Source organism: Shinella sedimenti, from assembly GCF_022601905.1.
GTDB classification, from domain to species: Bacteria; Pseudomonadota; Alphaproteobacteria; order Rhizobiales; family Rhizobiaceae; genus Shinella; species Shinella sedimenti.
This window is the reverse complement of record NZ_JAKVIN010000011.1, coordinates 54,004-75,714: the sequence shown is the minus strand read 5'-3', so window position 1 is coordinate 75,714 and position 21,711 is coordinate 54,004. Positions and strand designations below refer to the sequence as shown.

22 protein-coding genes and 1 pseudogene are annotated in these 21,711 nt (G+C 60.2%); 15 read left to right on the top strand and 8 right to left on the bottom strand.

The window, feature by feature from the left end:
- Nucleotides 1-247 precede the first annotated feature (247 nt).
- The gene (locus MKI86_RS22060) at nucleotides 248-817 is read right to left on the bottom strand and encodes a TetR/AcrR family transcriptional regulator (RefSeq protein WP_241605371.1); all 570 of its coding nucleotides are present in this window, start codon (nucleotides 815-817) and stop codon (nucleotides 248-250) included.
- Nucleotides 818-850: 33 nt separating this feature from the next.
- Here MKI86_RS22060 and MKI86_RS22055 point away from each other — a divergent pair, with 33 nt between their 5' ends.
- Complete coding sequence (locus tag MKI86_RS22055) at nucleotides 851-1,801, top strand: alpha/beta hydrolase family protein (RefSeq protein ID WP_241605370.1); 951 nt, start codon at nucleotides 851-853, stop codon at nucleotides 1,799-1,801.
- Nucleotides 1,802-1,940: 139 nt separating this feature from the next.
- On the opposite strand, the gene MKI86_RS22050 is transcribed toward MKI86_RS22055, so the two are convergent.
- The 4 genes and pseudogenes from MKI86_RS22050 to MKI86_RS22035 form a co-directional block, all read right to left on the bottom strand.
- Complete coding sequence (locus MKI86_RS22050) at nucleotides 1,941-2,450, bottom strand: hypothetical protein (protein ID WP_241605368.1); 510 nt, start codon at nucleotides 2,448-2,450, stop codon at nucleotides 1,941-1,943.
- Between the two features lie 387 nt (nucleotides 2,451-2,837).
- Nucleotides 2,838-3,460, bottom strand: a pseudogene (gene catB, locus MKI86_RS22045) (type B chloramphenicol O-acetyltransferase).
- 216 nt (nucleotides 3,461-3,676) lie between these two features.
- On the bottom strand, nucleotides 3,677-4,288 hold the full coding sequence (locus tag MKI86_RS22040; RefSeq protein ID WP_241605365.1) for an FMN-dependent NADH-azoreductase: 612 nt from the start codon (nucleotides 4,286-4,288) through the stop codon (nucleotides 3,677-3,679).
- Nucleotides 4,289-4,326: 38 nt separating this feature from the next.
- Nucleotides 4,327-4,806, bottom strand: a complete 480-nt coding sequence (locus MKI86_RS22035) for a DMT family transporter (protein ID WP_241605363.1) — start codon at nucleotides 4,804-4,806, stop codon at nucleotides 4,327-4,329.
- 74 nt (nucleotides 4,807-4,880) lie between these two features.
- Between MKI86_RS22035 and MKI86_RS22030 the strand changes: the two genes are divergently transcribed.
- Nucleotides 4,881-5,798: a LysR substrate-binding domain-containing protein gene (locus tag MKI86_RS22030; RefSeq protein WP_241605361.1), complete on the top strand. Its 918-nt coding sequence runs from the start codon at nucleotides 4,881-4,883 to the stop codon at nucleotides 5,796-5,798.
- Nucleotides 5,799-6,022: 224 nt separating this feature from the next.
- Here MKI86_RS22030 and MKI86_RS22025 read toward each other — a convergent pair whose 3' ends face one another.
- Nucleotides 6,023-6,367, bottom strand: a complete 345-nt coding sequence (locus MKI86_RS22025) for a HipA domain-containing protein (RefSeq protein ID WP_241605359.1) — start codon at nucleotides 6,365-6,367, stop codon at nucleotides 6,023-6,025.
- Nucleotides 6,368-6,545: 178 nt separating this feature from the next.
- Nucleotides 6,546-7,577, bottom strand: coding sequence for a LacI family DNA-binding transcriptional regulator (locus MKI86_RS22020; RefSeq protein ID WP_241605357.1), 1,032 nt, complete (start codon nucleotides 7,575-7,577; stop codon nucleotides 6,546-6,548).
- 212 nt (nucleotides 7,578-7,789) lie between these two features.
- Here MKI86_RS22020 and MKI86_RS22015 point away from each other — a divergent pair, with 212 nt between their 5' ends.
- The 11 genes from MKI86_RS22015 (at nucleotide 7,790) to MKI86_RS21965 (ending at nucleotide 19,101) form a co-directional block, all read left to right on the top strand.
- The gene (locus MKI86_RS22015; RefSeq protein WP_370880048.1) at nucleotides 7,790-9,082 is read left to right on the top strand and encodes an ABC transporter substrate-binding protein; all 1,293 of its coding nucleotides are present in this window, start codon (nucleotides 7,790-7,792) and stop codon (nucleotides 9,080-9,082) included.
- 69 nt (nucleotides 9,083-9,151) lie between these two features.
- A complete protein-coding gene (locus tag MKI86_RS22010; RefSeq protein WP_241605355.1) occupies nucleotides 9,152-10,027 on the top strand; it encodes a carbohydrate ABC transporter permease in 876 nt (291 codons plus the stop codon).
- Between the two features lie 13 nt (nucleotides 10,028-10,040).
- Nucleotides 10,041-10,868, top strand: a complete 828-nt coding sequence (locus MKI86_RS22005) for a carbohydrate ABC transporter permease (RefSeq protein ID WP_241605353.1) — start codon at nucleotides 10,041-10,043, stop codon at nucleotides 10,866-10,868.
- Nucleotides 10,869-10,873: 5 nt separating this feature from the next.
- A complete protein-coding gene (locus MKI86_RS22000) occupies nucleotides 10,874-11,872 on the top strand; it encodes an alcohol dehydrogenase catalytic domain-containing protein (RefSeq protein ID WP_241605351.1) in 999 nt (332 codons plus the stop codon).
- 4 nt (nucleotides 11,873-11,876) lie between these two features.
- Nucleotides 11,877-12,953, top strand: coding sequence for an ABC transporter ATP-binding protein (locus tag MKI86_RS21995; RefSeq protein ID WP_241605349.1), 1,077 nt, complete (start codon nucleotides 11,877-11,879; stop codon nucleotides 12,951-12,953).
- On the top strand, nucleotides 12,950-13,861 hold the full coding sequence (locus MKI86_RS21990) for a sugar kinase (RefSeq protein ID WP_241605347.1): 912 nt from the start codon (nucleotides 12,950-12,952) through the stop codon (nucleotides 13,859-13,861). Before MKI86_RS21995 ends, MKI86_RS21990 begins: the two co-directional genes overlap by 4 nt.
- A gap of 11 nt (nucleotides 13,862-13,872) precedes the next feature.
- Complete coding sequence (locus MKI86_RS21985) at nucleotides 13,873-14,919, top strand: tagatose 1,6-diphosphate aldolase (RefSeq protein ID WP_241605345.1); 1,047 nt, start codon at nucleotides 13,873-13,875, stop codon at nucleotides 14,917-14,919.
- Nucleotides 14,920-14,944: 25 nt separating this feature from the next.
- Entirely contained in the window at nucleotides 14,945-16,423 is a 1,479-nt protein-coding gene (locus MKI86_RS21980) for an NAD-dependent succinate-semialdehyde dehydrogenase (RefSeq protein ID WP_370880046.1), read from the top strand.
- A gap of 8 nt (nucleotides 16,424-16,431) precedes the next feature.
- Nucleotides 16,432-17,166, top strand: coding sequence for an SDR family NAD(P)-dependent oxidoreductase (locus MKI86_RS21975; RefSeq protein WP_241605343.1), 735 nt, complete (start codon nucleotides 16,432-16,434; stop codon nucleotides 17,164-17,166).
- A 7-nt stretch (nucleotides 17,167-17,173) separates the two neighbouring features.
- Entirely contained in the window at nucleotides 17,174-18,337 is a 1,164-nt protein-coding gene (locus MKI86_RS21970; RefSeq protein WP_241605341.1) for a mandelate racemase/muconate lactonizing enzyme family protein, read from the top strand.
- Complete coding sequence (locus tag MKI86_RS21965) at nucleotides 18,334-19,101, top strand: TSUP family transporter (RefSeq protein WP_241605339.1); 768 nt, start codon at nucleotides 18,334-18,336, stop codon at nucleotides 19,099-19,101. Before MKI86_RS21970 ends, MKI86_RS21965 begins: the two co-directional genes overlap by 4 nt.
- A 122-nt stretch (nucleotides 19,102-19,223) precedes the next feature.
- On the opposite strand, the gene MKI86_RS21960 is transcribed toward MKI86_RS21965, so the two are convergent.
- On the bottom strand, nucleotides 19,224-19,970 hold the full coding sequence (locus MKI86_RS21960) for a FadR/GntR family transcriptional regulator (RefSeq protein WP_241605337.1): 747 nt from the start codon (nucleotides 19,968-19,970) through the stop codon (nucleotides 19,224-19,226).
- A 481-nt stretch (nucleotides 19,971-20,451) separates the two neighbouring features.
- Between MKI86_RS21960 and MKI86_RS21955 the strand changes: the two genes are divergently transcribed.
- Together MKI86_RS21955 and MKI86_RS21950 are read left to right on the top strand one after the other, a co-directional pair.
- A complete protein-coding gene (locus tag MKI86_RS21955) occupies nucleotides 20,452-20,925 on the top strand; it encodes a RidA family protein (protein ID WP_241605335.1) in 474 nt (157 codons plus the stop codon).
- A 24-nt stretch (nucleotides 20,926-20,949) separates the two neighbouring features.
- Complete coding sequence (locus MKI86_RS21950; protein ID WP_241605333.1) at nucleotides 20,950-21,702, top strand: amino acid ABC transporter ATP-binding protein; 753 nt, start codon at nucleotides 20,950-20,952, stop codon at nucleotides 21,700-21,702.
- The last annotated feature ends 9 nt before the right edge of the window (nucleotides 21,703-21,711 follow it).

Sequence of the window (21,711 nt, the reverse complement as noted above, 5' to 3'; positions counted from 1 at the left end):
GAGTGATCCAAGCTGGACAGCTCGCGTCAACGATGGACGGTTCTCCCGGTCTTGCCGCTGCGCGACAAAATCGGCTCCCCAAGAATTGCGCGCTGAGCTAGGCGTGCCGTTTACGCGGTTGAGAAGCGTTGGATCGAACAAGAGCCGGTGCCCACCGAAGCAAGCTAGCCGAGGAAGAGGCGGGTTTCGGCGCCATGTTCATCGCAGAGCCGATTTAATAGAGCGGCTGATAAGACGCGCTGGCGCTTCAGTCGGCAATCAGCTGGGCGGCAGCCTCTCCGGCGCTATCCATATAGCTGGGATCACGGTGCAAAAGAACAACAGCGAATGCACCATCGAGCAGAAGAATGATCTGACGCGCCAGACGGCGAGCTTCCTGGGTTTCCCGTATCGCCTCCAGGATTGTGCAGAGCCAATCCTCGACCCGCTTCTTATGTGCGCGGCCCGCTAGGATCGCTGGGTGTCCGGGGAGGTGAATGAGCTCAACCGAGGTTCGAAGAAAGCCGCAACCCTTCCAATTGGGATGCCGGGCGGAAGTCGCAAGATTACGGAAGATTGCCTGTATCTTGTCTGCCGTATTTCCCTCAGTCTCCGCAAACCAGCGCTGAAACAACTCGAGGTTCGGCTGGTCCCGCTTTTCCAGATAGGCGGCGATCAGGTCGTCCTTGCTGCGGAAGTGGTAATAAAGCGTCCGCTTGGTCAGGCCAGCCTTTTCGGCGACTGCGTCAACACTGACGGCGCGGATGCCTTCAGCGTGGAACAGCTTGCCGGCAGCTGCAATGATACGCTCGCGTGTCGGTCTGGTAGAACTGGTCATGCCTAAAAGTATACCGACCAGTGAATATACTCAATGAGAAAACGCTCGTATTCATTCGGAATGCGTGATCCATCTTTGAACGCCAATCCCATCGAAGGACAGCTCGTCGAGTTTCTCGCTCCAGACGGGTTGCAGCTTGCCGGCCATCTCTGGCAGAGCAGGCGAGCAACAGCCTTGGGTACCGTCATCGTCAATCCTGCAACCGGTGTGCTTGCACGCTATTACCATCGCTATGCTCGTTTCCTTGCGGAGCATGGGTTTGACGTTTTGACTTATGATTATCGGGGTATCGGGCTATCGCGGCCCGCAAGTCTACGTGGCTGCCGCTACCGCTGGCGGGACTGGGGCGAACTGGATTTCGAAGGCGCAATCAGGTTGGTGCACGAAAAGCAACGTAAGGGCAGATTGTTGGTCGTCGGCCACAGCTTCGGCGGCTTCCTGCCAGGCCTCGCTCCGAGTGCGTACCGGATCGAGCGCCTGCTGACCATTGGCGCTCAATATGCGTGGTGGGGCGACTACGCTCCGCATCGACGGTTCCGCTTGTTTCTCAAGTGGCATGTGGCGATGCCTGTACTGACAATGGCCTTTCGATATTTTCCTGGTGGCCGTCTGGGTTGGCTGGAAGATCTTCCGGCGGGAGTCGCCTTTGAGTGGAGTTTCCGCAGGTCCTGTTTCGAGCGAAGTCATCCACTGCCTGATCGGCAGATTGTGCTGGACCGCATCGCTGCCGTCACAGCGCCAATCCTGGCGGTGGTCATATCTGATGACGATCTTGGAACACCCGCCGCCATCTGTCGTACGCTTGGCTATTACTCCGGCGCTGAACGTGTAGCGGTGGAGCTGCGGCCATCGGATTATAGACGCAGCGCCATAGGCCATTTCGGCCTCTTTCACGACAGCCATGCCTCAGGCTTCTGGCTGGACACCTTGTTGTGGCTGCGCGACGCGCGAAACCCATGGCCCGATCACGCAATCTATCCTTAAATGGGGAGCTTTGACGTGTATGCAGACTTCATGGTTGGGATGATCGAGCAGCGCACGGGGGTCCTAGCTTTGCACGGCGGGAAATTTGGCCTGCTGCAACAATGAGCACAATCCTGTTCAGTTGGCTCTGCCCAAGGCTCTACGGTGCTTTCCAGGCGCCGAACGACGTGCCGCCCGCCGGGTTTGAAAAGCAGGGCGTGTTGAAAAAGCCAACGATGTATTTGTCGGGACCTGCATCGAAGCCGGAATCCAGAATATAGGTGTTGCCGGTCCATGGCTCTAAGGCAGCAAGATTGACCCCTCCATTTTCGAGTTCCCGGCTCCTGGTTATCTCCCAACCGGCATCCGACCAAGCAGATCGGATCGCAGCCAGTCGCGCGCCGGCCGTTCCATCCCTGTCAAAGCCCCTCCAGCCGATCCAAACGGTGTAGATGTCGTCTGCAAACTCGCCGAATTTGCTCTGGCAGCGATTAAGGCGCACCGAGAAATCTTCAGTATAGATGTTGAGGCTAGCGATCTGACCTTTCACTTCCCGGGCAAAGCGACTGACGACCTCATCCGGAGCTACGGGAGATTGCGCCTGTGCTGTGCCGAGCAAATATGGTGCAAACAAGGAAAGCGCGACTGAAAGATGTGTCTTGACGGCCATGTCGATTCTCCTGCGGGGGCGTGCCCTTAAGAGGTTAGACGCGGCGGACAAGGCAGACCTTTGGCAACTGCCTTGGCAGCCAAGGTTTCTGATAATCAACAGCGCGCTGTGCCAGATGTAAGATGAGAGGTGGTTTTTTAGGTGCGTATCTTTGGGAGTTCAACAGGCATCTATGTCGACGTCAATTTCGGTGGTGGGGCCCGGTTCCACGGGCGTCAAGCAATCTTATTCTAAGGTCTGCAAGAATATATTTTAGATAACTTCGGTAGTCAGATAAAGGAGTGAACCTCTGTGTTGGGTTTAGCGATCAAGGATGCCACTATGGCCGTGGCGGCAGGACAAGCAACAAATATGCGCCAACTCGGCTTTGCGGTTCAACTTGCTCAGTCAGCTTCCACGCCACTCTGGTAGTACTGGACCGACATCACAGTTCGTCAGAAGGCGCATCGCCTCTTTGAGCTTGTCGTCGGTCCAGTCCCACCAGCGCATGTCGAGCAGCATCGCAACATCCGTGACATCAAACCGCTTTCGGATTTCTTTTGCCGGATTGCCTCCAACGATAGCGTAGGGTTCAACATCATTAGTCACCAGCGCCCTGGTGCCGATGACCGCGCCATCGCCGATCGCGATTCCAGGCATGATGATGGCCTCGGCGCCGATCCAAACGTCGTTGCCTATCACCGTGTCACCAGCGGGAACAAACCCGTTTTGCGCTCCAGTAAAGCATGGTACCTCCGGCATCCAGAAAAATGGGAAAGTGCTGATTCAGTCGTTCCGGTGCCCCTGGTTCCCCGCCATGATGAAGGCGGCGCCCGAACCAATCGAGCAGAACGAGCCGATGACGAGTCTGTCAACGCCATCGTCCGGCAACAGATAACGGGCGCAGTCGTCAAAACTGTGACCATGGTAGTAGCCGGAGTAGTATCTGAGGCGACCGACGACGATGTTCGCATTCGTGACCTGACGATCAAGACTCACGCTTTTGAGGGGCTTTCAAAGAAATTGCTCATGAGATGTATCTCGAATCTTTGCCGCACCAGCGTCGTTGTCCTGTTTGCGTTAACGCAAACCAAGAGGCGCTACCAAGCTCGATGAGCTAATCAACGTGTGGCTTCTCGCGACCAAGCGCGGAAGCTGATTCAGATGGTACAATCTGCTGCCTTCATAGGAGTACCATGCGACGGATGTCGGCTTCGAAGCAAGTTGATACTTAGAGAGCTTCGCTTTTAGCCGCATCGGTCAGACTGCGCATTGGGTTTAAGCGCCGATATTGTCCTGAGGGCTTCTCGGATGCTGAGTTCCTTCTGTGTGTCGTCGACAGCGAGGCCGTCTGCGGCGACCACATCGAGCCTCGGTACGCCAATGAACGCAAATATCGAGCGAAGATAAGCCTCGGCGTGTTCGTATGAAACCAAGGCATTTCCCTGTCGATAATGCCCACCGCGGGCCATAGCGAGAATGACGCGCTTGTCATGCGCCAAGCCTTTGGGACCGTCGGATGTATAACGAAAAGTGCGGCCTGGGACAACGATCCGGTCGATCCACGCCTTTAGCTGGCTTGAAACGGATAGGTTATAGAGTGGAACGCCCATCACGATAACATCGGCATTGATGAACTCCTCGAGGGCCCTTTCCCCAAGTGTGAAATCATGAATCACATCGGGAACACGAGCGAGATGGTTGCCGACAAGATGCGGAAGGGGGCTGGTGACAAGATCGCGGTAGATGATTTCCATCGACGGTTCGAGCTCTTTAAGTCGGTCAACCGCGGCCTTGCTCAGCATGCGGCTAACGGATTGCTCACCGAGAATACTGGAGTCGATGTGAAGCAGTTTCATCAATTATCCTCTCTGGAAAAGCATTGTGTCGTCTGACGTCACGAACCGGCAGGCGGCTTCAGCCCGAATGTCTGGAACTGCATCACGATCAGCCCGAGAAAGATCAGGCCGAGACCAGCAAGGCGGGACCATGAAACGGGTTGCTGTGGCAGGCCGACGAGGCCCCATTGGTCGATGATGATCGACGCCAGCATCTGCCCGGCGATGACCGCCATAATGAAGCCGGCCGCACCGAGTTTTGGCGCAAGCATAAGGGCGCCAGTGATGTAGACGACGCCGACAATGCCGCCGATCCATATCCAGCGCGGCGCCAAGGCGAGGTTCGACAGGGTTGGCAACTGCACCTTCGTCAAAAGCATGACGGGCAGGATGCACGCCAGGCTGACGCAAAGGGATACGAGCGTGCCCCAAAGCGGATGACCAAGCGACCGTCCGAGAGCCGCGTTTGCTCCCGCCTGAAACGGAACGACCGCACCGGTCAAGACGGCAGCGAAGATGAATAGTGTATTGGTTTGCATGGCGAATAACCTCCGATGCCCACCACGTGCACTATATGGTGTGCTGATGGAAATTCCGATATGATATCTCCACTATGCATGATGCGAATAATCTCAAAGGTGTTGACCTTAACGTTCTTGTGGTCCTTGATGCCCTTCTGGCCGAGCGGCATGTGTCGCGGACAGCCGCCCGGCTCAATATGAGCCAGCCGGCAGTCAGCCATGCGCTCGGGCGTCTGCGCCTTCTGTTCAACGACCCGCTGCTCGTACGCCGCGGCGGTCAGCTTATCCCCACTGCCAAGGCAATGGAGATCGCGCCGGTTCTGGGGCAAGCCCTGCGACAGATGAGGGAGGTCCTCGGCCCGAACGGCTTCAACCCTGCGCGTGAGAAACGGATCTTCCGCCTTGCAATGTCGGATTACGGCTCTGCCGTTTTCCTTCCCGGTCTTTTACGAAGGCTGCGTCTCGAGGCGCCTGGGGTCGAGCTTGTTGTGACCCAGTCGAGCCGGGAAGCCATGCTTAGGCTGCTGCTGGACGGCGAGTGCGATCTCGCCCTAGGCGTCTTTCCTGATCTTCCCGAACGGCTGCAAGCGGGGCAGCTCGCCATCGAGCACTTCGCCTGCGTGGCGGACCGCAGTTCTATGGCGGGCAAGGACCGCCTTGATATGGACGGCTATCTTGCAAGGCCCCACGTTCTCGTTGCGATGAACGACGGCACGAACACCGAAATTGACATGGCTTTACGCGCTTTGGGCCAAATGCGACACGTCGTGGTCACGCTACCGCACTGGGGAAATGCACCGCGGCTGATCCATGGAACGGATCTCGTCCTGACGGTCGCGCGCAATGCGCTCGCACTCCATGAATCCGATCCCTCTCTGGTTCTCTTCGAGCCGCCGTTTCCGATCGCGCCATTTCCGTTTGTGCAGGTCTGGCATGAGCGTCGCGCGAGCGATCCTGCTCATCTGTGGCTCCGAAACGTCATTTCGGGTGTTACGGCGTCTCTGAAGTGATAACCAGAGGCGCGATCGCCCTTAATCGCGCCAACCACGAGTGTCGTTTTAAAGTGTAACGTCTTGCCAAGCCTAAAATGGAAGCAGCGAGCCGAGTGAATAGAGACCAAAGCCGATCAGGATTAACCCGGATAGCATTGAAACCCACTTGGAAAACTCTCCCGGAAGTCGTCGCCACGCTATAGCAACCCCGCCGCTCGGGATGCGGCTCAGGCCACACCTGTTCACGCTTTGCCGGTGACAATCGGCAAAGTCACAAGATGTTTGTCCATGGTCTCGACGACGTCTTGACGCATGGGAAGAGCGGCCTTTTCTGCTTCCCATCGTTCCATAAATAGAGCGACGGTTTCTTTGGCTGTGTCGAGGACGAGCTTGCGCGGCAGGTACGCCTTCGCGGATAGATGCGCCAGTTCGTCCAACGTAAACCCGGTGAACTCTTTCGTCCGGCTGAAGGTCAGCGCGGATTTATCGTTTGCGATGTACGGGATCGTAGATAAGAAGTCATAGGCTGGAGCGAGGCGGGCGGCAACACTGACGTGTTGCGGCCGCGTCATTGATCGCGTTGCCAAGTCCGCTCCGGTGTGCTTTGCGCCTGGCCAGTCACTGTCGCTGAGTGCGGCGGCGGATTAGGATTGGCCACGCTGGGATTTCCAATATTTCCGGTATCAACAACGGGGCGCCCAGCGAACGTCCACCTTTGAGGGCGGCGGCATTATCCATTTTTGTAGCAGGTTCCTCTTCAGGAACTTACCGACCATTCTTCGTCGGTGGTGCGGTGGACTCCCGTACGACGAGCGCATAGTCCACCTCGTAATGGTTTGGTACCTTGTGCCCGTCGAGGCGGGCGAGGATGTATTCGCCGGCGCCTTTCCAGGTGAGGTCGGTCGGAATGTGAAGTGTCGTCAGCGACGGACGCAGGTGGCGGCTCCATTCCAGATCGTCAAAGCCGACGACGGAGATATCAGCTGGAACTGTCAGGCCGCGCCGCTCGGCTTCCAGCATGACACCATAGGCAAGCACGTCGTTGCCGCAGGCGATCGCTGTTGGCACGCTCCGGCCCATGAGGATCTGACGCGCGGCTTCGCGCGCGTCGTCCAGAGTATAGCGTACTTCCAAGTGCCATTCTTCCGGGAGGGTGAGCCCCTGTTCGGCGAGCGCGCGACGGAACCCCCTTATGCGCGCGCTGGCGCGGTCGTTGTTGCGCTGGAGGGCGCTTACCACGCCGATACGGCGATGGCCTAGATCGATGAGATGTGTCATGGCGCGGTGCGCGGCCGCTTCGTTGTCGACGCCGATGCTGGGGTGGGGCTGATTCGGGTTGTAGATGCCGACATTGATGAACGGTACGCTGCGGGCCGTTAGCAGGTCGCGAAGCGCCTGATGGTGACAGTCGCCGCGCAGGATCAGCCCGTCGACGCCGCGGCTGATAAGGTTGCGGGCCTGCTCCAGTTCGACGTCGATATCGTATCCGTTGGTCGAGAGGATGAGCATGTAGCCGCGCGAGGAGAGGAACTTCTGCAGCGACTCGATTCCGCGGGCGAACATGGCGTTGTCGATGGTGGGAATTATAGCGCCGATTGTGCGGGTCCGGTTGCTGGACAGGGCCCGCGCCATGCCGTGCGGCACGTAGCCGGTCTCGTCTATCACCTGTTGGATGCGCGCGCGCAGGTCCTCGCTGACGCTTTGTGGATTGTTAAGGGCGCGCGAGACGGTGGCTGTCGAGACGCCTGAGAGCTTTGCGACCGCCCTGATGCCTGTTTTTTCCTTGTCAGCGGTCATGCGATGGCCCAGAAGATGTAACGTTACATGCGTTGTGCGGCAAGCGATACATCGTTGTCAAACGAAATATTCCCTTCAATGCCGCGTAATATTTCGGCCTTGTGCCGTGTTGACAGAAGCGTCTGGCGCATAATATGTAACCGGTTACATAAAGATCGCGCTCGGGAGGAGCGCTTGTCTCGCCGCTTGGGCGCGGCCTTGTGGAGGAAGATATGCTGAAAAACCGTTCTGTCCATGCTGTAGTCCTTTCCATGCTCCTCGCCGGCACGGCGACCTCGGCGCTCGCCTTCGACTGGAAGGCGCATGAGGGTGAAACAGTTTCATTCCTGGCCAACAATAATCCCTGGTCCCAGGCGGTCCTGTCCTACAAGGACGAATTCACCGCTTTGACCGGTATCAACCTGAAGGTCGACTCCTATCAGGAACAGCAGATGCGCCAGCGTCTCGTCACCGTGCTGAATTCCAGCAGCGACGAGATCGACGTGTTCATGACCCTCGCCTCGCGTGAGGGGCAGCAGTTTGCAGCGTCCGGCTGGTATGCCGACCTGTCGGCCTACACGCAGGACGCTGTGGGCCCGGAATACGACTTCGCCGGCGTCAGCCCTGCTTTGGTGAAGGCGGCGACTTTCGACGGCAAGCTGACCAGCATTCCGCTCAATCTCGAAGGTCCGCTGCTCTACTATCGGGTAGATGTCTTCGAGAAATGCGGTCTTGCCAAGCCAGCTTCGCTTGATGACGTGCGCGCCGCGGCCGAAAAGATCAAGGAATGCGGCGGCGGCATCACGCCCTTCGCCTCGCGTGGCCTGAAGCCGGCGATTGCCTACACGTTCAGCAACGTGCTGCACAACATGGGGGGCACCTACATGGTCGACGGCAAGTCGGCGCTTTGCTCGCCCGCGGGCCAGAAGGCGATAGCGTGGTATGGCGACCTGATGCGCGAATACGGGCCTCCGGGCGCGGCGAACTACAGCTTCTATCAAATCTCGGCGCTCTATCGCAGCGGCCGCGCGGCCATGGCCTTTGAATCGTCCAATGAGCTGCGCACTATCATGGAAGGAGGCGAGCGCCTGAACGATACGGACGTCGTTCCCCTGCCTGCCGGCGAGGCGGGAACTGTCCCAACGGCCATCGGCTGGGGCCTTGCGATTTCCAGCCGCAGTGCGAAGAAGGATGCGGCTTGGTATTTCGTACAATGGGCCTCAAGTCCGGAAATGCAGAAGCGCCTGGCGCTCCAGGGTGTTGCCTCGCCGCGCGCCTCCGTCGCCGAAGAAGAGGAATACAAGGCCTGGATCGCCGAGGCCCCCGTGCGCGCCAACTGGCAGACCGCGCTAGGCGTTCTGGCGTCGGACGGGTCTTCGGAAGTCGGCTATCCCATCATCGCCAATCCTGAATCCCGGGACTATATCGGGCAGGCCGTGCAGGACGTGCTTCTTGGCCAGCGCTCGGTTGCAGAGGCGTGTGCCGCCGCGGACAGTGCGCTCGATGGTCTGATCGCCAGGAAGTAATGCCTTTGCCGGCTCCTGCTTCGAGGGTCCGGCATTCGCTGCAATCCCCCATTCGGAAAGACTGGATCCATGACACCAGGCTCGACCAACAGCCAGGGCCGGCAGCTTGCTGCCCTGTCCGCACCGGCGGTCATCTTCACCGTCGCGATGATCGCCTTCCCGGTGGTCTACACGATCTGGCTCGGCTTCCATTCGTTCTCCTCGACGGGCGAGGCCAGCTTTGCGGGGGGCGACAACTATGCCGCACTTGTTGCGGACGGCGAGTTTTGGAACGGCCTCTACGTCACCTTCGCGCTCTACTTCCTGTCGATGGCCCTGCAGCTTGTCGCCGGCATCTACCTGGCCATGCTGTTGTTTCATTCGAAACGGCTGTCCGGGGTACTGCGCTCGCTGCTGATCTCGCCCTTCATGATGCCGCCAGTGGTGGCTGGCATGATGTGGCTTGTCATTCTCGACCCGTCCCTCGGCGCGGCGAACTATATCCTCGAGGCGCTCGGCCTTCCCGCTTCCGAATGGCTGGCTTCCCCAACTTGGGTGATCCCGACGATTGCCCTGATCGATACCTGGCAGTGGGCGCCCTATGTCGCTCTCATCGTTCTGGGCGGGCTGCAATCCCTGCCGCCGAGCGTCTACGAGGCGGCGCAGATTGACGGCGCGTCCCCCTTCCGCATCTTCCGCCGCATTACCCTTCCGCTGCTATTGCCCACCATCGTCACGGCCGCAGTGCTGCGGAGCGTCGACCTGCTGCGCTTTTTCGACATCATCTACATCACCACCCAGGGCGGTCCGGGCAATGCGTCCAACACGCTCAATATCTACGGTTTTCGGGTGGGGTTCGAGTTTTTCAACATCGGCTATGCCAGCGCGCTCATGATCACGCTTTCGGCCATCGTGCTGGCCGCGGTCCTCGTGCTCAACCGCCTGCGCAACGCAGTCGCCTGGTAAGGAGGAGACGACGATGAATGATCATTCTGGCGCCCGCCGCTGGCTGCACTGGCTGAACACCCTCCAGTTGACGATCGCGGGCATCCTCATCCTGGCGCCGACCGTCTGGATGGTACTGTCGTCCTTCAAGCCGTCCTTCGAGGTGACCGCATATCCGCCCACGCTGTTCTTTCAGCCTACCTTCGACAACTATGTGACGCTGTGGGAGACTACGCCGTTCCTGTCCTATGCGGTCAACAGCTTTGTCGTGACCATTGGTTCGACGCTGCTTGGGCTGGTCTTCGGCATTCCGGCCGCGTTTGCCGTTTCCTGGTCGCGCGTCACCTGGCCGGCCGTGCTGACGCTCGCGGCGCGCATGGCGCCCGGCACGCTCTTCCTGCTGCCCTGGTACATCATGTTCCGCGAAGTCGGGCTGATCGGTTCCTACACGGCGCTGATCCTCAGCCATGCGGTTATCACCATGCCGATCGTCATCTGGGTGCTGCTTCCCTTCTTCGACAACATTCCGCGCAGCGTCTTCGAGGCAGCGCAGATGGACGGCTGCTCCGTGGCGCGCGTTCTCTGGCGCATCGCCATGCCGCTGGTCGGCTCGGGCGTCGCTGTCGCATCGATCCTCGCTTTCGTCTTCTCGTGGAATTTCTTCCTCTTCTCGCTGATCCTGTCGAACTCCGACACAAAAACGCTCATTGCCGCCGCCTTCAACTTCGTTGGTGAAGGTTCCACCCAGTGGGGTTCGCTGATGGCGGCCGCCACGCTCATCGCGCTGCCGCCGCTCGCGCTCGCGATCCTCGTCCAGCGTTGGCTCGTTGCGGGGCTGACCCTCGGTGCCGTCAAGGGATGACCAGGATGACTGACAGACACAATGCCCGCATGCGCGCCTCCGTCTTTCACGGCGACCGCAAGATCACCGTCGAGACGCAGGACCTGCCGCCCGTAGGGCAGGGCGAGGTTCTGGTAAAGGTGCTGCGCACCGCGCTTTGTGGTTCGGATTTTAAGCTCTGGTACAAGGGGGCGGAATTCACCGCCGGTCATGAGATCTTCGGCGTCGTCGAACAGCCGGGCCATCCACGCCACGGGCAGCGCTGCGCTGTTTATATTCCGGAGCATTGTGGCCATTGCGATGCCTGCGCTGCGGGCGACACGCAGATGTGCCTTGAGGTCTCCAGCCTGATCGGCTGGAATCGGCCAGGCGGCTATGCCGAATATGTGGTCGTGCCGGAAACTTGCCTGTTGCCCGTGCCGGACGACATCGAGGACGATCTTGCGCCGCTGCTTCTCGACACGATCGGGACCTCGGCCCACGCTGTTCGCTTCGCCATGCCGCTTGCTCCTCCCGAAGGATCTGTTCCGGTGCTCGTGATCGGTGCGGGCCCGGTTGGGCTCGGCGTGGTGCTCGCGCTCTCAAGCCTCGGATACGAGGATATCCATGTCAGCGATCCGAACGAAGAGAGGTTAGCGATTGCCGTTTCCTTTGGCGCGATAGCTCATCCGGTCTCCGCGCGCGACAAGCGCTTCAAGCTGATCTTTGAATGCTCTGGCGCCCATTCGGCACGCAACCTCGGCATCGAGTTGGTTCTGCCGCGTGGGGCGCTGATGCTGGTCGGCGAGAATGCCGCGCCCTGGACCATCGAGGAAGGCAAAATTTTCCGTCGCAAGGACTTCTACATGATCCGAACCTTCTATTTCCCGATCGGCGATTTTGCGCCGAATGTCGAGCTGCTGCGTGCCAACAAGGAGCGCTACCGCCGCCTCGTCGATGCCGCTTTCGGGCTCGACGAGCTGCCGGAAAATTTCGCCCGCTTCGCTGAAGGCAAGCTCATCAAGCCCGTTCTATCGTTTGGGTGATATCATGGCCTCGATCACAATCAGGAACATCGCCAAGAAGTTCGGCGAATTCACCATCATTCCCGGACTCGATCTGGAGATCGCGGACGAGGAATTCATCGTCTTCGTCGGGCCGTCCGGTTGCGGCAAGTCCACGCTCCTGAGGATCATTGCGGGGCTCGAGCCCTCTACATCCGGCGAGCTTTTCATCGGCGAGACAAAGGTCAATGACGTGCCGGCCGCAAAGCGGGATATCGCCATGGTCTTTCAGGATTACGCGCTTTATCCGCACATGACCGTCTACGACAACATGGCCTTCGCGCTAGAACTTCGCGGCATGACACGGGCGGAGATCGACCAGCGTGTGCGTCGTGCCGCCAGCCTCCTTCATATCGAGCCTTTCCTGGAGCGCAAGCCGAAGGCGCTTTCCGGCGGCCAGCGCCAGCGTGTCGCCATGGGCCGCGCGATTGTCCGCGACCCTAAGGTCTTTCTCTTCGACGAACCGCTTTCCAATCTCGACGCCAAGCTGCGCGGTCAGGTGCGCACCGAGATCAAGGCCCTCTCGCAGGAACTGAAGACCACCATGATCTTCGTTACCCACGATCAGGTGGAGGCGATGACCATGGCAGATCGCATCGTCGTCCTGAAAGGCGGCGAGATCCAGCAATTTGGCCGGCCGGAAGAGGTTTACGAGACGCCCGCAAACCAGTTCGTGGCCGGCTTCATCGGCTCTCCCGCGATGAATTTCTTCAATATTCGCCGCGCCGGTGAGGGCTTCGTCTTCGAGGGAGCGCCACATCTCGCCGCACCGGTGCCAGAAGCGCTGAAACCGGCGCTTGGCGACAGGAGCGAGGCGGTACTGGGCATTCGACCTGAACATTTCCTTCCCTCTGAGGGCGCGGTCGGTGTGCTGTCGGTCACGATCGACCTGGTAGAGCCGCTCGGCTCCGATACGCTGACGCATTTCGACCTTGCTGGCGTGCGTACCGTCGCCCGTGTCAATCCCGAGCTTCGGCCTAGAGCCGGCGAGAGGCTGGGTTTTGTCGCGCCGGCTGGCAAGGTCCATCTCTTCGACCGCACGGACGGAAGGGCCATCCGATGATCCGCCCGCCGACCATACCGGAAGGTGCTTCTCCGTCTGTCGTGTGCCTCGGGCTCTCCGCGCTCGATCGCATCTGGCGCGTGGAGGTGCCGTTTTCCGGCGGCAGCGAGAAGATTCGCGCCGGCCAGCACCTGACGGAACCCGGTGGCATGGCGGCGAATGCTGCGGTGGCGGTGGCCAGGCTCGGTGGTACGGCATCCTTCTGGGGACGGGCCGGTGCCGATGAGGCGGGGCGTTTGATGGCAGAAAGTTTTGCCGCTGAAGGGGTCGATACCAGCCAGTTTTGTCTCTTCGAAGATGGGGCGTCGTCCGTGTCAGGCGTCATCGTCGATGAGCAGGGCGAGCGCCAGATCGTCAATTTTCGGGGACATTACCCGGTCGATCCGGGCTGGTTGCCGCTCACCAGCCTTTCCGCCGACTGCGTCCTCGCGGATCCGCGCTGGCCGGAGGGTGCGCAGGCGCTTTTCGCCGAAGCGCGTCGCCGTGGCATCCCGACGGTTCTCGACGGCGATGTGGCCGACACCTATGTCTTCGAGTGCCTGCTGCCCCTGACCGACCATGCCATCTTCTCCGAGCCCGGCCTACGCGGCTTCGGCGGAGAGGACATGGACTCGGCGCTGGAGAGGGCCGCCAAGTTCGGCTGCCGTATGGTTGCTGTCACCCGCGGTGGCGACGGCCTTCTCTGGCAGGATCATTCCGGCCGGCACCATATGCCGGCTCCCTCCGTCCAGATCGTTGATACGACGGCCGCCGGCGATGTGTTCCACGGAGCCTACGCCTTCGCTATCGGCGCGCGGCTCGGCATTTCCGGTGCGCTCGGCTTTGCGAGCTCGGTCGCCGCCCTGAAATGCACGCGGCCCGGTGGCCGCGCCTCCATCCCCTCCCTCGACGATTTGAAATCATCCTGAAAGGAAACGTCATGCTGACACTTGGTAAAACCCGTGGTCTCGCCCGTCTCGCCAACAAGGACGGTCATTTCTGCATGGTGGCGCTCGATCAGCGCCCACCGCTTTTCGAGGCCATCGCTGTAGCGCGGGGCATCGACAAATCGGACGTGTCGTTCTCGGACGTCATCACGGCAAAGCGGCTTCTTGTCGAAAACCTCGCCCCGCATTGCAGCTCCATGCTGTTCGACCCGAACTACGCCATTCCTGCCGCCATCGACGTGCTGCCACCGGAATGCGGGCTTATCGTCACGCTGGAGGACCATCGTACACAGGAAAGCGAAGGTGGGCGCAAGTCCAAGGTCATCGCCGACTGGAGCGTCGAGAAGATCCGCCGTCTCGGCGGCGATGCGGTCAAGGTCCTGGCATGGTACCGTCCGGACGCATCGGCCGACGTGCTGGAACACCAGAAGGAATTCGTGCGCAAGATCGGTGAAGAATGCCGTCGCCACGACATCGCATATGTGCTGGAGCTGCTCGTCTTCCCGTTCCTCGGCACGGCGAACCACACTGCGGACTATGTCGAATCGCCGACCAAGCTGCCGGAACTGGTCATCGAAAGCGTGCGCGAATTCGCAAAGCCCGAATACGGCGTCGATCTGCTGAAGCTCGAAAGCCCGCTTGCCGCAAACAGCCTGCCTGCGCGGGATGGAAGCGAGGCTGCTCAGGCCGCACAGCGGGAATTCGATGCGATCGGTAAGATCTGCACCGGCGCGGGAATCCCGTGGGTGCTGCTTTCGGGGGGCGCGGCGACGGAAAAGTTCGAGCGGGTGCTCGACTACGCCTATGCCGCCGGCGCTGGTGGTTTCTTGGCCGGCCGAACGATATGGCTCAATGCCATCCGTTCACATTTCCCTGATACGGCCGCCGTCGCCGCAGCGCTTGGGAATGAAGGTGTCGCCGTGGTGGAGCGCTTGAGCGCACTCACCGCCGCAAAGGCCCCACGCTGGACCCCGCCTGCTCCTGCCTTCCAGGGTATTCGCAATGAAGGTGACTTCGCCAGCAGCTATGCCGCTGCCTGACGAACCATTGATGGAAGGAATGAAGATGGACGATCGATCAATGCGGCCTGTTGCTGCCCTGACGGACCGGACCCTACTGACCGACAAGGCTTATGTGGCTGGACGCTGGCTGGGCGCCGAGGACGGCAGGACCATCGCGGTCACGGACCCGTTCAACGGATCGGTCATCGCCCATGTGCCCGATCTCGGCGTGGATGTCGTTCGCCAGGCAATCGATGCCGCAGCCGTCGCGCAGGTGGAGTGGGCACGGCGGTCCGCAAAGGAGCGGGCCGTCGTCCTGCGGCGCTGGTACGAACTCATCATCGAGAATACCGACGATCTCGCCCAAATCTTGACTGCCGAACAGGGCAAACCTCTCGCCGAGTCGAGGGGCGAAATCGTCTCCAACGCCGCCTATCTCGAATGGTTCGGCGAGGAGGCAAAACGCATCGACGGCGACATAATCCCCGCACCGAACCGCAATCAGCGCGTCCTGGTGCTCAAGCAGCCCGTCGGCGTCTGCGCGGCCATCACGCCCTGGAACTTCCCCAACGGGATGATCACGCGAAAGGCGGGTCCGGCTCTTGCCGCCGGTTGCGCGATGGTGCTGAAGCCTGCGGCCCAGACGCCGCTATCGGCCTTTGCACTCGCGGTCCTTGCTGAGCGTGCGGGCGTGCCGGCTGGTGTCTTCTCCGTCGTCACAGGCGAGGCGCGGCCGATCGGCATGGAATTCTGCCACAACCCCAAAATTGCCAAGATAACCTTCACCGGCTCCACCGGCGTCGGGCGCTGGCTGATGAAGGAAGCCGCCGAAGGCATCAAGCGCCTGTCGCTTGAACTTGGCGGCAACGCGCCTTTCGTCGTCTTCGACGATGCTGACATCGACGCGGCGGTCGAGGGGGCGATGATCTCGAAGTTCCGCAATGCGGGTCAGACCTGCGTGTGCGCGAACCGCATCTATGTACAGGAGAGCGTGGCAGAGACCTTCACGACGAAGCTTCTGGAAAAGGTCTCGGCGATCACACTCGGCCGCGGCACGGAGGTGGGCGTTGGCCAGGGGCCGCTGATCGACGAGCGGGCTGTCATGAAGATGGAGGAACACGTCAGCGACGCGCTCGCGAAGGGGGGGCGGATTCTCACGGGCGGCAAGCGCAGCGCACTCGGCGGCACCTTCTTCGAACCGACAGTCATGAACGGCATTACGCAGGACATGAAGGTCGCGAAGGAAGAGACTTTCGCGCCGCTCGCCCCAATCATCACCTTCCGCACTGAGGAAGAGGTCATCGCCATGGCCAATGACAGCGAATTTGGGCTTGCCTCCTATTTCTATGCGCGCGATCTCGGCCGAGTCTGGCGGGTCGCTGAGGCGCTGGAGGCAGGCATGGTGGGCGTTAACACAGGCATGCTTGCCAACGAGATGGCGCCTTTCGGCGGCGTCAAGCAGTCGGGCGTGGGACGTGAGGGCTCAACCTACGGCATCGAGGGCTTCCTCGAACTGAAATATGTTGCCGTGGCAGGCATTTGAGGGACGGCATGGAAGATCCTTTTGCCTTTCCGGTCGGCTTCCACGCCGTCGTTGTCGGCGGTGCGGGAGGTATCGGCTCGGCGATCGCCAGACAATTTCACGCGCGCGGTACTAAGGTTACTGCTACCGGTCACGACCGAGCCGCGCTCGACGGTTCGCCGCTGTCCAATCTGCCGGCGCTCGAACTCGACGTGTTGGATGTCACGTCCGACGACGCGGTCGAGACTTTCGCCGCACGCTTCGGGCGGGTGGACGCGCTCGTCAATTGCGCTGGCATCCTCGCGCGGGACGAGGAGTACCGCATCGAAACATTCCAGCGCGTGCTCGATGTCAACCTGACCGGCACCTTCCGGACCTCAATGGCCTTTCGCCCGCATCTTGCCGCCAGCGGAGGATCGATTGTCAACATTGCCTCCATGAACGCCTTTTCCGCATTGCCGCGTCTTCCGGCTTATTGCGCCAGCAAGGGCGGCGTCGTCATGTTGACCAAGGCGCTGGCGCTCGCCTGGGCCGAGGAGGGAATCCGCGTTAACGCGGTTGCCCCCGGCTATATAGAAACGGCGATCAACAGCGAGGGACGCAAAGACATCGCGCATCGCGACCGCATCGCCGCGCGTACCGCGTTGAAGCGCTGGGGCCAGCCGGACGAGGTGGCAGGCGCCGTGATCTTCCTTACCATGCCGGCCGCCCGCTACGCCACTGGGACGGTCTATGCCATCGATGGCGGCTTCCTTGCGGGTTGAGGGTGCGATGACAAAGGCTTTCCCATCCTGCGTGATCAGGTCCGTTGAGGCGCATGTCTTCCGCGTGCCGCTCGAAAAGCCGGTGTCGACGTCATTCGGTGCGATGCGCGACCGGCCGGCCGTTCTGGTGCGGCTGGAGGACGATGCGGGGCTTGTCGGCTGGGGAGAAAGCTGGTGCAATTGGCCGGGTTGCGGCGCGGAGCACCGCGCCCGACTGCTCACCTCCGACATCGCGCCGCGTGTCCTGGACAGGCCGTTGCCCGATCCGGCAGAGCTTTGGAAGGAACTGACCGCAGAGACCCACATTCTCGTTCTGCAGACCGGGGAGATCGGGCCTTACGCCCAGGCCATCGCCGGTTTTGACATGGCCTATTGGGATCTCATTGCCCGTCGTCACGGTATTCCGCTCGCCACCGCATTATCGCCGGATGCCACCAGGTCAGTGCGTGCTTATGCCAGCGGCATCCATATTCGAGACGCCAGGACGGTCGTGGCGCAGGCGCGCGCGGCTGGCTACCGCGACTTCAAGGTGAAGGTTGGTTTCCACATCGACCGCGATCTGGCGCTGATCCGTGAACTTGCCGAAAGCCTGGGGCCGAACGAGACGCTTTATGCAGACGCCAACCAGGCGTTTTCTCCCGATGAGGCGCGCGCCTTCCTTCTGGCGACCGCTGATCTGAGACTTGGCTGGCTGGAGGAACCGGTGCGTGTCGACGCCGGCCCGGCGGTCTGGAGCGAGCTTGCGCGGGCGACCGAGACGCCGCTGGCCGGCGGGGAAAATCTTGCCGGTCTGAAAGCGTTCCGCTCCGCCATCGGCGCCGGCCATCTGTCGGTCATTCAGCCTGATGCGGCAAAGTGGGGCGGGCCGACAGGATGCCGAGCGGTGGCCCGGGCGGCACTTGCCGCCGGCCGGCGCTACTGCCCGCATTTCCTGGGCGCTGGCATCGGGCTTGCCGCTTCGGCCCATATCCTGGCGGCAGCCGGTGGAGATGGCCTGCTTGAAATCGACGTCAATCCGAATCCGCTTCGCGACGCGATCGCGCCCGCCTGGCCCATGGTGGACGGTGGAATGCTCGGGTTGCTGGACGGGCCGGGCCTTGGCGTTGTGCCGGACATGGACCGGCTGGAACCTTTCCGCGTCTGCGATCCGCTGTCCGGCGTCTTGGCATGATCGCACCGGCAGATGTCTTCGTCTTTGCCGCGCTTGGTTTCGTTGCCGCGTTTGTGCAAACCCTGACGGGATTCGCATTCGGCTTGCTATTGATGGCGGCCGTGGCGCTAACGGGGCTCATGCCCTTGCCCGAGGCGGCTATCGTCGTCAGCCTGCTGACGCTTGCCAATGCGGTGATGGTGCTGGCGAAAGGCTGGCGGGACATTGCCGTGAAACCTCTCCTCTTCTCGCTTGCCGGCGCACTGCCAATGGTCAGCGCCGGATACGGGCTACTCGCGCTTCTGGCAGCTTCGTCGCTGTCGGTCCTGCGCCTCATTCTCGGCGTGGCCATCATCATGTCGAGCCTTCAATTGATCTTGCGGCCATTACCGCTGGTGCTACGGTCCGGCGGCTTTTCTTTTATGTTCTTCGGCGGGCTTGGTGGCCTGATGGGCGGGCTCTTTTCCACGGCGGGGCCGCCGCTGGTGTTCCAGTTCTACCGGCAGCCCTTGCCGCATCCAGTGGTTCGCGAAACGCTTGTATCGATCTTCGCAATCAACTCCTTGTTCAGGCTCGGTCTCGTGGCGGTGCATGGCGACTGGCAAAACCATGCACTTCTATGGGCAGCCGCCGGACTGCCAACCGTACTCCTCTCCACCTACTTGGCTCGCCGCTTGGCCCCGTCATTCTCGGTGTGGACCCTGCGGCTAGGGGCATTCGTGCTGCTGATCTTATCCGGCGTTTCACTGGTTGCGCCTGTCGTCTTCGGACTTTGGTCCGTTTGAAATCGGCCTCTGCTAATTGAAAAGCAATGCTGGGCAATCACGACGAGCGTTGTCTATGGTTCGTCCCCCTTCAAGAGCGCCCCTTCAGGTTATGCCATGATTGCTGAGTTGGCAGAGAGGTTTTATTCCTCCTGTGCTACGTTGCTGAGCGGCGAACTCGCTCCGTCTGAGAAGCCCCGATAGCGCAAGTGGCTCCGATTGAGATGCGCGCGCATCGCTTCGCGCGCTTCTTCTGGGTTGCCTTTGCTGATTGCTTCGCAGATCGCCCGGTGTTCTACAACGGTGTTGTGGATGTAATCACTGGTGATCAGCGCAGGGTTCAACTCCTTAGAAAACGCCGGTTGAGGCAGGATGCTACGGCTCATCAAGTTAAAGAACTCGATGAAAGCACCGTTATTGGTCGCCTCGGCAATCGAGCGATGAAAAGCGAAATCAAGTTGGTCGAGTGCTGCTTCGTCTTCCAGAGAGCCCTCGAATTGTCGAGCAGCATTCCAAATATTGGATTCCTGCGCCCATGATCGTCGCGTCGCGGCAAGACCCGCCGCATGCACCTCAAAGGCCATGCGCAATTCGAGAAGGTCCATGAACGAGGTCTTCAGGCTGTGCAGCGGAGCAAAGGAGAGGTCCGCATCTGCAGTATCGGTCTCATTCAGTTTTGGCAACTCGCGGACAAAGACGCCAACCCCATGACGCGCCTCGACGATGCCATCGGCCCGCAAGGCAGAGATGGCCTCTCGGATCACCGTCCGGCTGACCGCGAACCGCTGGGACAGTTCGTTCAGCGAGCCCAGCTTGTGGCCGTTTTCAAGTTGATTGTCGACGATGAAGGCCTTGAGGGCCTGTATCGTCCGGCTTGCCAAAGTATCCAAAAACCACCCATTGCCTGATATCGCGCCCGGCCTCCGATCTGCCGCTCGCAGACTGCCAGAACTCTATATTTAGCAAGATAACACGACCTTGCAAAGTGATCCTATCACCTTGTCTCGAAGTTGATCCAGTTGTGTGCGCACACTCACTCAGGTGTGTCGGGATCGGTGGGCTACACGAAGAGATTTTGAACGAAAAGTCTGAAATTATTTCTGCCTCGTAGTTAACGCGACATTTATATACGCCAAAAAAAGTCGCCTAAGTATCTGATTATAGATAGATAACCTGGAAATAGTCACGCTTTGCGCGCAGAGATAGTACCTCCTGTTTTTGTGTTGACATGAGATACTATTTCAGTAATCTTTTGCCCAGACAAGCGAGCCACCGCCGCAGCGGAAAAGCCGCACTACGCAGCGGGAAAAGCTCCGGGAACACGAACAAATTGCGCCTGCCGGCGCATAATCGCATCAAGTGGAAAACGCTATGGGTGACGTCTCAGCACGACTCTCCGAGCTCGGCATCGTATTGCCTTCGATTGCCCCGGCCTCCGGAAACTACATTTCGCACCGGCTAGTGGGCAGCCTGCTCTTTCTTTCCGGCCAGATCCCGCGAATTGATGGGGTCGAGCATTATGTTGGCGTCGTCGGTCGCGACATTTCCCCAGAAGATGGTTACCGCGCTGCGCGTCTGTGTGCACTCAACTTGGTTGCCCGCGCCGAGGTTGCGCTGGATGGCAATCTCGATCGCATACTTGCCTGTGTGCAGTTGCGCGGCTTCGTCAATGCGGTACCCGATTTCGCCGGGCACCCGGCGGTGATCGATGGTGCATCGGATTTGTTGGTCGAGATTTTTGGAGAAAAGGGGCGCCATGTCCGTACGGCGCTCGGCGCCGGCTCGCTTCCGCGCGGCTCGTCCGTCGAAGTCGATGCAGTGTTCGAAGTTGAAACAAAATCCTGAAGATAACAGGAAGGGGAACGCGCCATGAGCGAAAACATCAGCGAAAAAGCCATCGAGATGGTTGGGGTCAACAAGTGGTATGGCCCGCTTCAGGTCCTCAATGGCATTGATCTCAATGTCGCGCGCGGCGAGCATATCGTGCTCTGCGGCCCGTCCGGATCGGGCAAGTCCACCCTGATCCGCTGTATCAACCATCTCGAAGAGGTCCAGCAGGGACGGATCTGCGTCAACGGCACGGAACTCAGCCAAAAGGGCACCAATGCCGATCATATCCGCCGTGATGTCGGCATGGTCTTCCAGCAGTTCAATCTCTTTCCGCATCTGACCGTGTTGGAAAACTGCATGCTGGCGCAGCGCCGGGTGCGTAAGGCTTCCGCCGCTGAAGCCAAGGACAAGGCCATGCGCCATCTGAAACGGGTGCATATTGCGGAACAGGCGCTGAAATATCCGGCCCAGCTGTCCGGCGGCCAGCAGCAGCGCGTGGCGATCGCCCGGGCACTCTGCATGGATCCGAAGATCATGCTGTTCGATGAGCCGACATCGGCGCTCGATCCGGAAATGGTCAAGGAAGTGCTCGACACAATGATCTCGCTGGCCGATGACGGCATCACCATGATTTGCGTGACCCATGAAATGGGTTTTGCGCGTGCCGTTGCCCACCGCGTCATCTTCATGGATCGCGGGGAGATTATCGAAAGCGCCAAGCCGGATGTGTTCTTTAGCAATCCGAGCCACGAACGCACCAAGGCGTTCCTCAGCCAGATCCTCAATCACTGAGGTGCGTCG